This is a genomic window from Candidatus Nitrosopumilus sp. (assembly GCF_029882185.1).
Classification (GTDB): domain Archaea; phylum Thermoproteota; class Nitrososphaeria; order Nitrososphaerales; family Nitrosopumilaceae; genus Nitrosopumilus.
Window position 1 is genome coordinate 1 of sequence record NZ_JAOULD010000034.1, and the last position, 12,429, is coordinate 12,429.

The window sequence follows — 12,429 nt, forward strand, 5'->3', positions numbered from 1 at the left end:
AAATGAAAAACATAGAAGAAATTGATCAAAGATTTTTCAAAACATTAGTTGAAAATATTGATTCAAGTAAAGTTGCAATCATTATTTCTGCAGATCATTCTACACCATGTATAAACAAAGGACATAGCGATGATCCTGTTCCACTACTAGTTTCAGGGGATTTTATTAAGAAAGATGGCACGACCAGAATGACTGAACAGCAAGCAAAGAAAGGAAGCATAGGATTACTTCAAGGTGCAGAAGTAGTCGAAAAATCTCTAGAATTAATTAAATCTCAAATCTAATAAGTTTGTTTCCTTGTTGCATATTGACAACATGTTTTCTAATTCTATCAACATCTATTGAATAATACATAGAGGGAGACGTACCTAATTTTTCCAAGGCTCTGCGTAGCATTCCGATTCCAATGTTTTCTTCATTTTCTTGTTCATGAGCAAATGCAACTGCTATCAGAATAATTCCCTGAACAAGTTCCTTTTCACGTCCATAGCACTGATTCCACACACCCTCAAACGCTTCATGACATTCCCAAAATCTTTCATTGTTGAAATAAAATATTCCATCGGCTATCCCTTTTTCTTTGTCTATATGTTCTTCAACAACATGTCTCACATTATCAATCTCACCAATAGGAGATAATTTTTCAACAAGTGGATCTAGATCTTCTTTTTTGGCAGCAACATCAAATTCAATGAATTTTGTGGCAACTCTAGCAAGTCTAACTGAGACATCCATATCATTAGCAAGATCTCTTGCTCTGTATGCTAATTCTCTACAATTCTGAGGCAGATATTTCTCGTTTTTAAAATGCAGCAAATAACGTTCCATAAGATAATTCCGAAGGATTTTCTTAAATCTCTTATGTAATTGCAATCAAGGTTTATATGAAATATCTAGAGATTTTGGATACATGTCCATAATCGAGACAATTGCAGACGTAGATAATGGCTTTCTATCAAGAAGAGAATTAACGTGTAATTTTGCAGGGTTGGGAGGCAAGCTCAAAAGCCTTGAAGCTGCAGATATGGTTACAAAAGAATTCAAACTTGACGGCAAAGTTGTAATCCCAATGAGATTGAGAACTCATGTCGGTAAGTCTCTTATTACAGGTACATTCTATGTTTATGATGATGAAGGGTTGGCAAAAAAACACATCAACCCAACAATATTTTCAAGACTAGAAAAAACTAAAGCTAAAATTGCAGAAGCCGAAGCAGCAGCAAAAGAGGCCATTTCTGAAGAGGCACAAGCTGAAGATGGAGAAGTTAAGGCAGATGCTGAGACCACAGAAGCCAAAGAAGAGGAGAAGTCTGAATAATGCCAGTAGAGAAAAAAGGCAAAAAAGGATCCAGTCCAAATATTGCATCTTATTACAAAGTCGAGGGCGATAAAACATCAAGAACAAGAAAAGTCTGTTCAAGATGCGGAAAAGGAACTTTCATGGCACAGCATAAAGATAGAAACACATGCGGCAAATGTGGATTAACAGAGTTTAATCAATAAAAAATTATTTTAAAATTATTTAATACAATTTCTTTTTGTGAATTTTTGAGCTTTTTTCTTCCAAGAGTTCCATTTTTGAAATAAAAGCAGGATCAAGTTTAATTTTAGAAAGAGATTCAGCAGACAGTTTGATTGTGTTTGTGTCTAAAGAAATGTTAGATTTTGGAAGATTTCTATCTGCCCAAAATTTCATGACTTTATCCTCAAGTTTAAAATCACGGAATCCAGCAGGGAATTTCTTTGTAATATGGTTTAGAAGTGTACGATCATTGAAAACAGCTCGAGGTTCAAATAATCTAGTTTCATCGCTGTAAACATTTTCAAACAAATTTCCAGAAATTTCATCAGACAATAATTCCATCTTTGAAATTTTTCGCATCAAATCTAAAAAATGCAAAAACTCATGAGCCAATATAGCATGTATTGTTCCCTTTAATCCATATGCAATCAAAGGTGCAGAGATTTGGATTACAACCTGAAATTTATCCTCAAACACAACAGGAATAGTTCGTGCAAATAAGATTCCATACTGATAAGAATTAGGATCAGGGGATGAAACAACAAGAGAAGGTTCAACGTATGCTATAGGATATCTTATTCCAGATGCCTTTTCGATTCGATTAATTCCTTCAATTACAAGAGGGAATCGCTTCATAGTTAAATTAAAAACATCATCAGGGATTAGCCCTTTGGAATGTGCATCTTTGAGACGTACTAACGGATCCAACATTACACCTCGACAGTTTTGAATGTAAAAAGGTTGATTAGATCAGGAACGTGGTTTGCCGGCTTTCTTTTTTTTGCGTGTGTCGGCTCTTTGATCAGCATGTCTTTGATGTTTACCTTTTTTTCTTAATGGCATGATAAATTACGAGATATAGTGCTAGTTAATTGTTATCATTGACCACAATTTCTAGAAAATCAAATTCTTTGCATATACACGATGTTTCAAGAATTTTGGCAACATTAGGAGCAACATCATCGCCAATGACAAATCGTTTGATAGGAAGACCACCCTCAGCCTTTATAATTAAAGTAAATGAATTTGTTGAATCTTTTTTGTATTTCACCTCAAAAATTTTCTTTTCAGAGCGTTTTCCAGATTTCTCATAAACAACTACAGGATTAGTTGTAAGTTCTTTTAATTTTGTAAGATATTTTGAATTAATTTTGTCTCCTGTGGAAATTTTTATGCGGATAGTAGAAGTGAATTTTATGGATCTTTTTGGAGATTCATTAACCAGTTTTAGATTATTAAGATTGACTGAATTAATCATAGTATCAGATAATTTGGATTTTCTCTTAACAGGGTTTTGTATTTTAACAAAAAAAGGTCTTCCAGATCCTAAAACTAAACTGGATTTGTCTTCGCCACCAATCCAGGTAAATTTTGCAGTCATACCACCAAATTTCTTAAAAATAAATTTTGAAATTACTCCTTCTACACTATCAAACTCTGCAATGCCATGAAAATTACATGTTCGGCATCCTTTTCCTGAGCAATTATCACACGGCTTTTGTTTTTGAGGAAACCCTCTTTTGGATTTAACATATCTTCCTGAAATAGTGATGGATTTTGAACGTAATTGACACAATTCATCTTTTAGATTCAACGTAAACATAATTTCAGGATCAAGAAGAGTGATTCTTTTTTTAGTTTTCCTAGAGAATAATTTCCCTAATTCTTTTGTGACATCTGTCTTTATACTATTGATTCCTTTGAGTTTGAATTCAGATCTAATAGAATCATCTCTATCAATAATTGACGGTTTAATTATTACACCAATACCAAATGTGGAAAAAGTGTAATTGGACGAAGCATCAAGCATCAGTTTTAAAAAATGATCTAAATTATCAAACAGATTTTTACAGATGTGACATCTTTCTGTAGAGTTTTGAGAATTATTGAGTTTTTTACCGAGTCTATTTGACGAGAGACGTAATTGTTTTAAGAACAATCTACCCAAACAATAATCGCATAAAGGATATTTTTTGTTAATTTTATTCACAGTAGGAATAATTTGTGGGGGGATTAACATGTTGGATTAGGATTTGTATTGTTACCCTAATCCCATTTTTCTAAGAGTGCCTTGCATCTGACGACCCTTAGAGGCCTTCATCATATTCTTAGAATTTTTGTAATTTTTAATCAATTCTTTTACTTCACCTTCAGGCCATCCAGAGCCACGAGAAATTCTTTTGATTCTAGATGAATTTAACAAATCAGGATCTTCTTTTTCTGCTTTGGTCATGCTTTGAATTATGTAACGCCATTTTGAAACTCTTCCTTCCATTTGATTCACTTGATCTCCTTTCACCATTCCAGAAAGTCCAGGCATGCTGTCTAAAAGTCCTTGAAGAGAACCAACTTTAGTGACTTCTTCTAATTGATAAAAGAAATCATCCATGTTCATTTTTCCACTAGAAATTCTTTTCATTCTAACATCATCACCTTCATTTTGTAATCGTTTAGCTAAATCCAATACGGCTTGGATATCACCCATGCCAAGTAATCTACCTACAAATCGAGTAGGAGAAAATTTTTCTAAATCATCAATTCGTTCACCAGTTCCTATGTACATTATTTGTGCACCAGTAGCTGCAGATGCTGCAAGAGCACCACCACCTTTTGCAGAGCTGTCCAATTTTGTAATTATTACACCTCCTACTGGAATAGTCTTATGAAATGCTTCAGCTTGATTGAAACATTGTTGTCCTATAGTACCATCAATTACAAGTAAAGCCAAATCAGGTTCTGCCACTTTGTTAATCCTATCCATTTCGTCAAGCAAGTCCTGCTCTTCTTTATGACGACCAGCTGTATCAATCAAAATTACATCTAATGGTTGACCTGCAAAATATTTTAGACCATTTTTGACGATATTTGGAGAGTCTTTGTTATTTTCTTCACCATATACCTCAACATTGGATTTTTCACACATTGTTCGAAGTTGGACTAGTGCCCCAGGTCTATAGGTATCAGCCCCCACAACGCCAACTCTGTATCCCTGTCGGGTTAAAAATTTAGCAAGTTTTGACGTAACAGTTGTTTTACCGCTGCCTTGAATTCCAAGCAGAATAATCTTGTTCTGTCTTCCAGGTTTAAAATCAAATTCAGATTCATTTCCAAGTAATTTCGATAGTTCATCGTAGAGGATTTTTACAATATGGTCTTTACGTGAAAGTCCAGGAGGAGGAGTCTCTTTGAGTGCACGTTCCTCAAGGTGTTTTGTAATTTCAAGAACCAGTCGCACATTAACATCAGATTGGAGTAATGCTCTTTGGACATCTTTGGATAGTTCTTTGATAAGTTCTTCATCTATTCCAGAAGATTTTACAATTTTTTTGATTGCATTGCCTAAGCTATTCTTTAGACCATCAAGCATGATAATTTAACTCCGCATCCACTATTTCAAACCTTCCTCGGTATCCATCCCATTGTTTTTGAGACTGATTAATTTTGATCGAATTGGTAAAGAGAGGACAATTAATTACAAATGTTTCAGCCTCACCTCCTTCAAAATTTAGATTAAATCCAAATTTTTTAGATAGATTTTTCAGAGTAGCAACATCAGATTTGGAGATATGTTTTCCTAACCACGAATCATCCAAACCACCTGAAGACACAGTAGTTAAAATAAAATCAAAGTCAGAATCAATTAAATCATTCATGTATTGTTCTGGATCAATTCCCCATAATGGTGCAATTACAATTAAATTTAATTTAGAACAAATACTTTGAAATTTATCTTTTTGAAAGTTGCTTTTTATTCCTCCATGAACTATTCCTTCAATTTCAAATTGTTCTTTTGCAATTTGTAATAAATTTTCCATTACAGATAGTTCATCATCAGTTTGATCAGAATTAGAAGTAATAATTAATTGCTGGATATTCATTGATGTTGATTGTAATTTTGTCCATCGGATATTTGGATGATGTAATAAATGACTTTCGTCAGATTTTGGAAAAATGCTCAATAGACATCTTATTTCATGGCCTTGTTTCTGTGCAAGATAAATTGCATATGTGCTATCTTTTCCACCAGAAAAAAGAGAAGCTAATTTCATAGTCTAGAAAAGATACAACTGTGGAAATTTTTTAAGTTTATTCAAAAAGGACGCTTCAATACTCATAATCGTCATCATAAATCAGACGGCTTTTCCGATAATCATCAGCATCCGCACTAGTTCTTAATGCGCATTATTTTAGTTCTATCCATTACAACCCAGTATTCTACATTTTGACCATTTTCCAATTTGCCTTTGACTTCATCATCAATCAAAGAAATGTCAACAGTCTCAAATGATTCAGAATCCATAACTTGTATGGTATCACCATTAATTGAGATAATTTGACCGATTTTTTTGTTAATCATTGGAACGTGAATTTGCATGCTTACAGGGCCTACGTGAGGTCTTTTTTGACCATCAAAAATCCCTTCTCCAACAATTCTTGCTTTTGCTGCACCGTGCTTTCCTGGTTTTGATGTATCATATTCAACAATTCTACATGGCTCCCCACTAGGTTGATCAGAGTGAGGCAGTAGAATGTATGAACCGATTTTTAAAGAACCAAGATCAGATGGTTTACTCATGAAAAACAGTTTTTGGTCGAATATTTAACTTCTACGCGTGGCAAACGGGTAGAAAAGAATCATAAAAAGGAGTTATCAGGGGAAAGATCCAACGTACCTATGTTCAAGTTTTGGAACAACAGTATTTAGATCATTCTAAGGAATCATACTATTCTCTTTTAAGCAAACTCTGCAAATTATAATTTAGTATTCATACGGTAGGAGTCATCTAACCGTTTTACCAAACCATACCGTCCAAGGGGTGGGCCAACTTTTGCCTATCCTTTTCAAATTATCTTTTGTAAATTACACATTAACACGATTCACGTGATGAATGAGATGAACGAATCATTCGTGTTGCTTTTATTCAAACTGTACAATATTACATCATGAGTAATCAAAATAAACAAAACGAATCAAGCTGGGAAGAAGTACAGGGACTGTCCTGGATTTTTTACGAGGACTAGATTTTTCCCTAGTTTAATTACATGTGTTTTTAGATATTTTTCACCCATATCTCATTTGACATGTGTATTGCAATTCAGAAAAAAGATTCTCGAGAAATACTTTGTAAAAAACATCTTGTATTTCTCAAATCAAGACAACTTAATCAAGAACAACTCTTCGGACATTCTCAAAAGGATTGAACTCTCTTTCTTGTTGCACCATGTACATTCCTTCTGGGATCTGTATGGTTTTATGCTCCTGATGTACAAGTTCTGCAGATGTTTTGACTTCAAAATAAAGAGCGTCGGGCTCTTGTTTGTACACAGTAACGCTTCCCCGTAATTGATGCTTGTGTCCTGTTTTTTCTCCTTCTGCTATGATGACTGTATCTGTTGGTTTTAGGTTTGAAGGAATTTCCTTTGTATTCCTTATCAGCAAATCCCCATGTCTTGCAATCCACACCATTATTTCACCTCCTTTTCATATCTTATCAAAACGGACTTCATGTCTCAATATCCAAATTGTCGTATTCTTTTGGCGTAAGATGAAATTTCCATGCCATTGCATTGTCTGCAAAATTCATGTCATCAGGTACAAAGCTAAAGTAGATTCTGTCTGTGGATGGGCATTTGTATTTTAAAAGCTTGATCGATCTTCCGCTAATGAGGCTGTCCCTTAGCACGTAAAGCTCGTTTCCACGTTTTGATTTGTTCATAAGTTCGGCATCAATCTCATCAATCAGGGTATCATACCCATACAATTGAATTGCAGTATGCCTCTGCTCAATGTTTTGAATTTGGAGAATCTCTTTGATCTTCAACTCCCTCTTGGTGACTTTCTCCCAAAGATTTTTCTCAAACATCACACCATGAATGAAATAGTCATTTTGGTCACCTTGCCAATGCACGGCAGCTTCTGATACGGAGTGCAATCTGCCCTGATCATCATTCTTTATTTTTTTAGGTGTGCTGCAGAGTATGGCCACATCCTTGAAAAATGATGCATGCCATATGCCCCTCATCATCATGTTGGAATAACGAATAAAGTCTTCTTTCACTATGCCGTTATCCAAACATCCTATTCTATCAAAGAAAGAACTGGACATGATCCAAACTTCTGTGGACAGACCAAAGTTTGGTTGACGTGCCATGATTCCGTTTAGATAATTCTGCCCATTGCCGTTGAGTACATCTAAAATGTCTCGTATTATCTTGTTTGTAAAAACCTGTTCAAGTTTTGTTAATTCAAGTATCACGTCATTGTCTACATGTTTTTGTATCAGTTGGGTTGTGTTTCTGATCAGTTTTTTTCTAAATTTTTTGTGTATGTTGTGGTTTATTGGGTAAGAAAGAGTAAGGGATTTTGTACTGGATGTAAATGAAGGTATTTTTTGATATTCTGCAAAAGAGTCAGCTATCACAACTTTTGGTTTTGAAAAACCAGCAATATTGTACAACCAATCAATGTCTCTGTCTGTTTCCGAGTTTGCGGGGTTTTTGCCCGATATTGTAACTAGTTCCAGCCATTCTCTTTTTACATCTTCTAGAGTTTTTCTCTGTTCTGAATCAAGTTCAAATATCTTCTTTTCTCCAAACAGTTTCATATTGTCTTATCACATTCTTTGAAACTAAAACTTGCATAGGCAAATTATCTAAAACTAGGCAAATCTCCTATCAATCACTATATCTTATTTCACTGCATTAATGTTATGATGTTGTTATGGGGGACACTTGCAATTTTGGCACTGTGTATTTTTCTGATTTTTCAACCGTATGGAGATGAATACAACCTACTGTACTTTCCAGTTGGAGCTGGTTTAGGGACATTTCTAGTAACAGCAGATGATTTTGTTACACAGCAAAGATTGCTTAAACGAAAAAGATGCTACAGATGCCATAGAATTGATGCAGAACTAACTCCTGTAATTGAGCATAGATTGACAAAATATTACTTGTGCAATGACTGTCCAAAAAAACATCATTTTCTACTACGACGTGGTGGCTCAATAATATCTGCAGTCACCGTGATTATCTTTTTTGTAGAACCTATCTCAGCTCACATAATTTTCCTAATCGGAATGCTGATTTTCAATACAAAGAGAAGCAGTTATGAAAATAGGTTGTATTTCGAACAAGGTCGCTGCTATAACTGTAAGAAAAGTAATGATACAGTAAGACTAATGCAAACTCGACACATTCCAACATACTTTGCATGTTTTGAATGTCCTAGGAAATATGATGCCATTACAACTTCAGAGGGATGATTTGAGGCAAAAACCTCAGAATCAATGTTCTTTCTGTGGTAATATCATACAAAGATATTGGGATTCAAGATACAACGGAGTGCGAGGCAAGTGTAATTTTTGTGATTCCAACTGGCCAGAATCATAGATTGACACAGTCACATTATTATCCAAACATCATAAAATCTTGATGGATATGACATTATATGGCGAAGAGACAAAAAACTTGTTTTGGATATTGGGAAACGAGACTAGATTTCAAATCATAATGCAACTTGTCAACAATCTAGACGGACTATCAATTTCTAAAATTGCAAAGAATTTGGAGACAACAATACCGAACATCAATAAATCGGCAGATCTCTTGCGCAGATACAACATTATTCAAAAGGACGGAAACAACATATGTCATCTCACTTCGTTTGGAAAGCGAGTAACAACTCACATCGGGTTTTTTAATTTTATCTCTGAAAGCAAGGATTATTTCAATAATCACGACATCGGAAATCTGCCAGGAGAATTTGCTCAGAGAATGGCGGTGTTTGCAGATAGTGAGAGGATTCAGGGAGTTCCATTAATTTCTGCAAAAGAGAAAGAGATGCTTTGCAATTCAAAAGAATACATGCACAGCATTCTGTATGAGGCCAAGTTCGATACAGACCTTCTTTCCACCATGAAAAAGAAATTGGATGAAGGGATAAAGATCATTACTGTTTATGGCAAGAATTCCATAATCCACCCAGACAGCAAGAAAATCTTCAAGGGAGCGGGACTTGGACCATATGTCATAAACGGTCAAATATCAAGAAAGGACAAAAATTTCAATATTCAAGTCTCAGTAGTTGTGACAGATAACGAATCACTTGTAATGTTTCCAAACACTAATGGAAAAGTTGACACTACAGAAGCGTTCTATGGAAAATCTAAAGAATTGCAGGTTTGGTGTGAACAGTATTTTCAGTATTGTTTGGATATAGAGTGAACTTACATCTCATCTAACCAGTTTCTTGGTATGAGGTAATAATATACCAAAATACCAAACATAATTACAGGTATTGTAAAAACAGCAAGCTGTAACAACCCCAAGGAAAGTACATCTGTCTTTGGATGCATCACATAAAGCACCCAGTCTTTCATTATATGTTCATTTTCTTGGGGCAAGTCAATCCCTTTGAAATTTATCACGACATAATCATAGTTATCCATTAACGAATTGTCAAAGGGAATCTGTTTTTTGCTTTCATGTTTTTCCTCGAATCTGTCACATGAATTATTGGTACAATCAAACGCAATGAATCCCTGATGATCCACCAGGATCATCCTTGTATTGTCTAGGGAAGTGAGTGGAACGGTCTCTTTGATTAACTCAGACCAGTTTATTCCCATTACAAGATGGGCAACGGGAGGACGATATTCAGGAAGATCATTGTATATTGCAGTTACAAGACTGTTAACAAACATGCCTGGACCCGTTGCAAAATATGTGGATGAAAGGTAGACAGTGTGTTTTTCCATCCCCTTACATCTGTCAAGCTGAGACAGATCCCTATTTGGATCAAAGGAATGCCAATAAGGCTCGTAAAGCAACACGTCACAATGTGGAATGGAATTTGACACCAGCATGTACTCTATTTCAGGATGAAACGACATTGCCTTTAGAAAAGAGTTAACGTTGTTTCTTTGGTCAAGAGTGATTACTATCTCTTGGTTTTTGTCGTGAATTGTGTTTGTGAATTCTTTTTGAATTTCCATCTCTGCCTTTTGATGTATGTCAATGAGACTTCTTATCTTCTGTTCCAGATGTGTGCTGATTTCTGACTTTTCAATATCTGAGATTATAATGTCATCATAAAAGTCTGCAAAAGTGATTCCAGTAAACATAATGGATATTACTGCAATTCCCATCAGGGTTAGTGATAATACCTGATTTTTTTTAGATATTTCAAATATTAGCGAAGATTTGTTCTTGTTAGGTCCCTTTACATTTCCAAAATTTTCTTTTTCAGATGTCTTGTTTTCACAATGAAAATTATAGATGATTATTCTCCTTCCGTGTTTTATGGGATAAATCCCAATGTTAGTAAGATATTTCTCATACTCATCAGTTATTGCGGATATCGTAGCATGGGCACTGGCAGTCAACAGAATTTGTGTCCCGTCACCCAAACGCATCACACGTTCACAATCCTCAACTCCATTGCCAGATGCATTTGATATTTTTCCATCATCATACGTTATTCGACACTCTCCCACATGGATTCCCTGTCTTGTCAGGAACTCAACTGAAGAACCATGTTTTTTGTTAAAATCATCCACTGCAAACCACATGTGTTTTGCCAGATTCATCAAATCAGGAAGGTGCTTGATTTTTGTTATGATAAATGTGCCATCATCATACCTTTGCGCAGTTATCCTTCCCACTTTCATTGCATTTTGGTAGTGTTGATTTGACTCTAAAGAATCCCAAAAGTATTTCTTGAAATCAGCCACAAGTTTAGAATGCTTTTTAGTGGATTCTTTGATATCTACTCCATACACTGCAACAAATTCTACATCGGAGGCCAATACAGGTCATGATTGACGAATACTTCTAAATCTTTATAGACAAACATACTATAATTAGTAAAATTTACAACTTAATGATTTATCAAAATCAGGCAATCTAAATTATGGATTTCAATGCAAAATGGTTCATAATCGGAATAGGAGTAGGTTTCTTTGTAGCCATGATGATGGGAATGTCCCTCATTGCTATGTATCCGCCTCAGAGCATCGAACAGATTTGTTTTGAATCGACTCTTACAAGCGAAGATTATGAAAAATGTCTTAAGAATTTAAGATTGAATTAAAAAAGAGCAAATTACAATCACTCGTTTTTAATTTAAAGATCTCTTTTTTTTTATTATTTTAATTCCACATGAGTATTGATTTTGACAACAATTTAGTGGCTAACTCTATGGAGATTCAAATTTGTTTGATCATTTTTGATAATGTTGGTAAGACCAACATATTTTGTTAACCCAAATCCAAAAATACACTTGCTAGTAGTTAGATGTGATGCCAAAAAAGGCAATAGTGATTGGAGGTAGTATTGCAGGGCTTTTGGCAGCACGTGTTCTATCAGATCATTTTGAAGAGGTAATCTTGATTGAGAAAGACAAGTACACAGATGATGACCAAGTAAGAAATGGAACACCTCAAGCCAATCACATACATCTGTTGCTCGTAAAGGGAAAAGAGATTCTTCAAGATTTTTTCCCAGATTTAGAAAGAGAACTTATCGAAAATGGAGCTAACAAGATCGATTTTTTAAATGACGGAAGATTTTGTCTGCCAAGTGGATGGGCGCAAAGATTTGAATCCGGAGTAATTACATTTACCTGTACAAGAACACTTTTAGAAAATACAATAAGGCACCAAGTGCAAAAAATTTCAAAGATTAAGATACATGATAACAAGGCAATCTCATCATTTGTTCTAAAAAACGCAAAAAAGATTAGTTTAAAGACAATTGCAAATGAAGAAATTCATGCCGATCTAATTGTCGATTGCACTGGACGAAATACAAGAACGCCTGATTGGTTAGAAAATATAGGCTATCCAAAACTCACAGATACCAGAGTGGATTCCTTTGTAGGCTATGCAACGAGAAGATACATTCCA

At 34.9% G+C, this 12,429-nt stretch carries 13 protein-coding genes and 2 pseudogenes; 6 read left to right on the forward strand and 9 right to left on the reverse strand.

Translation table 11 applies throughout. The features are described from left to right. A pseudogene (locus tag OEW78_RS08065) lies at positions 1 to 284 on the forward strand (phosphoglycerate mutase); the annotation flags it as partial. On the opposite strand, the gene OEW78_RS08070 reads toward OEW78_RS08065, so the two are convergent. Beyond that, complete coding sequence (locus OEW78_RS08070) at positions 268 to 828, reverse strand: DUF309 domain-containing protein (protein WP_300326721.1); 561 nt, start codon at positions 826 to 828, stop codon at positions 268 to 270. The pseudogene OEW78_RS08065 and the gene OEW78_RS08070 overlap by 17 nt on opposite strands. Before the next feature lie 82 nt (positions 829 to 910). Here OEW78_RS08070 and OEW78_RS08075 point away from each other — a divergent pair, with 82 nt between their 5' ends. Further along, complete coding sequence (locus OEW78_RS08075) at positions 911 to 1,318, forward strand: hypothetical protein (RefSeq protein WP_300326724.1); 408 nt, start codon at positions 911 to 913, stop codon at positions 1,316 to 1,318. Next, a complete protein-coding gene (locus OEW78_RS08080; protein ID WP_300326727.1) occupies positions 1,318 to 1,503 on the forward strand; it encodes a 30S ribosomal protein S27ae in 186 nt (61 codons plus the stop codon). The genes OEW78_RS08075 and OEW78_RS08080 overlap by 1 nt, the downstream gene beginning before the upstream one ends. A gap of 19 nt (positions 1,504 to 1,522) precedes the next feature. Here OEW78_RS08080 and OEW78_RS08085 read toward each other — a convergent pair whose 3' ends face one another. The 7 genes from OEW78_RS08085 to OEW78_RS08115 form a co-directional block, all read right to left on the reverse strand. After that, positions 1,523 to 2,233, reverse strand: coding sequence for a hypothetical protein (locus OEW78_RS08085; RefSeq protein WP_300326730.1), 711 nt, complete (start codon positions 2,231 to 2,233; stop codon positions 1,523 to 1,525). 157 nt (positions 2,234 to 2,390) lie between these two features. Continuing rightward, complete coding sequence (locus OEW78_RS08090) at positions 2,391 to 3,542, reverse strand: tRNA pseudouridine(54/55) synthase Pus10 (protein WP_300326733.1); 1,152 nt, start codon at positions 3,540 to 3,542, stop codon at positions 2,391 to 2,393. Positions 3,543 to 3,563: 21 nt separating this feature from the next. After that, positions 3,564 to 4,889, reverse strand: a complete 1,326-nt coding sequence (locus OEW78_RS08095) for a signal recognition particle receptor subunit alpha (protein ID WP_300326736.1) — start codon at positions 4,887 to 4,889, stop codon at positions 3,564 to 3,566. Next, positions 4,882 to 5,571 carry a diphthine--ammonia ligase gene (locus OEW78_RS08100; protein WP_300326738.1) on the reverse strand — a complete coding sequence of 230 codons (690 nt, stop codon included), beginning with the start codon at positions 5,569 to 5,571 and terminating at the stop codon, positions 4,882 to 4,884. The genes OEW78_RS08095 and OEW78_RS08100 overlap by 8 nt, the downstream gene beginning before the upstream one ends. Before the next feature lie 116 nt (positions 5,572 to 5,687). Beyond that, entirely contained in the window at positions 5,688 to 6,098 is a 411-nt protein-coding gene (locus OEW78_RS08105) for a translation initiation factor IF-5A (protein ID WP_300326741.1), read from the reverse strand. A 585-nt stretch (positions 6,099 to 6,683) separates the two neighbouring features. After that, on the reverse strand, positions 6,684 to 6,989 hold the full coding sequence (locus OEW78_RS08110) for a hypothetical protein (protein ID WP_300326744.1): 306 nt from the start codon (positions 6,987 to 6,989) through the stop codon (positions 6,684 to 6,686). A gap of 37 nt (positions 6,990 to 7,026) precedes the next feature. Continuing rightward, positions 7,027 to 8,127 (reverse strand): DUF6745 domain-containing protein, encoded by a 1,101-nt coding sequence (locus OEW78_RS08115; RefSeq protein ID WP_300326747.1) that lies wholly within the window; start codon positions 8,125 to 8,127, stop codon positions 7,027 to 7,029. Between the two features lie 105 nt (positions 8,128 to 8,232). Here OEW78_RS08115 and OEW78_RS08120 point away from each other — a divergent pair, with 105 nt between their 5' ends. Next, complete coding sequence (locus OEW78_RS08120; RefSeq protein WP_300326749.1) at positions 8,233 to 8,787, forward strand: hypothetical protein; 555 nt, start codon at positions 8,233 to 8,235, stop codon at positions 8,785 to 8,787. 169 nt (positions 8,788 to 8,956) lie between these two features. Next, positions 8,957 to 9,748: a hypothetical protein gene (locus OEW78_RS08125; protein ID WP_300326752.1), complete on the forward strand. Its 792-nt coding sequence runs from the start codon at positions 8,957 to 8,959 to the stop codon at positions 9,746 to 9,748. A gap of 2 nt (positions 9,749 to 9,750) precedes the next feature. Here the strand turns inward: OEW78_RS08125 and OEW78_RS08130 are convergent, their stop codons facing one another. Continuing rightward, positions 9,751 to 11,331 (reverse strand): hypothetical protein, encoded by a 1,581-nt coding sequence (locus OEW78_RS08130; protein ID WP_300326755.1) that lies wholly within the window; start codon positions 11,329 to 11,331, stop codon positions 9,751 to 9,753. Positions 11,332 to 11,823: 492 nt separating this feature from the next. Here OEW78_RS08130 and OEW78_RS08135 point away from each other — a divergent pair. Next, positions 11,824 to 12,429, forward strand: a pseudogene (locus OEW78_RS08135) (hypothetical protein); the annotation flags it as partial.

What these genes read in the sequence shown, in the direction of transcription:
- OEW78_RS08070 (WP_300326721.1), bottom strand. Translation starts at nt 828, where the DNA reads ATGGAACGTTATTTGCTGCATTTTAAAAACGAGAAATATCTGCCTCAG.
- OEW78_RS08075 (WP_300326724.1), top strand. Translation starts at nt 911, where the DNA reads ATGTCCATAATCGAGACAATTGCAGACGTAGATAATGGCTTTCTATCA.
- OEW78_RS08080 (WP_300326727.1), top strand. Translation starts at nt 1,318, where the DNA reads ATGCCAGTAGAGAAAAAAGGCAAAAAAGGATCCAGTCCAAATATTGCA.
- OEW78_RS08085 (WP_300326730.1), bottom strand. Translation starts at nt 2,233, where the DNA reads ATGTTGGATCCGTTAGTACGTCTCAAAGATGCACATTCCAAAGGGCTA.
- OEW78_RS08090 (WP_300326733.1), bottom strand. Translation starts at nt 3,542, where the DNA reads ATGTTAATCCCCCCACAAATTATTCCTACTGTGAATAAAATTAACAAA.
- OEW78_RS08095 (WP_300326736.1), bottom strand. Translation starts at nt 4,889, where the DNA reads ATGCTTGATGGTCTAAAGAATAGCTTAGGCAATGCAATCAAAAAAATT.
- OEW78_RS08100 (WP_300326738.1), bottom strand. Translation starts at nt 5,571, where the DNA reads ATGAAATTAGCTTCTCTTTTTTCTGGTGGAAAAGATAGCACATATGCA.
- OEW78_RS08105 (WP_300326741.1), bottom strand. Translation starts at nt 6,098, where the DNA reads ATGAGTAAACCATCTGATCTTGGTTCTTTAAAAATCGGTTCATACATT.
- OEW78_RS08110 (WP_300326744.1), bottom strand. Translation starts at nt 6,989, where the DNA reads ATGGTGTGGATTGCAAGACATGGGGATTTGCTGATAAGGAATACAAAG.
- OEW78_RS08115 (WP_300326747.1), bottom strand. Translation starts at nt 8,127, where the DNA reads ATGAAACTGTTTGGAGAAAAGAAGATATTTGAACTTGATTCAGAACAG.
- OEW78_RS08120 (WP_300326749.1), top strand. Translation starts at nt 8,233, where the DNA reads ATGATGTTGTTATGGGGGACACTTGCAATTTTGGCACTGTGTATTTTT.
- OEW78_RS08125 (WP_300326752.1), top strand. Translation starts at nt 8,957, where the DNA reads ATGGATATGACATTATATGGCGAAGAGACAAAAAACTTGTTTTGGATA.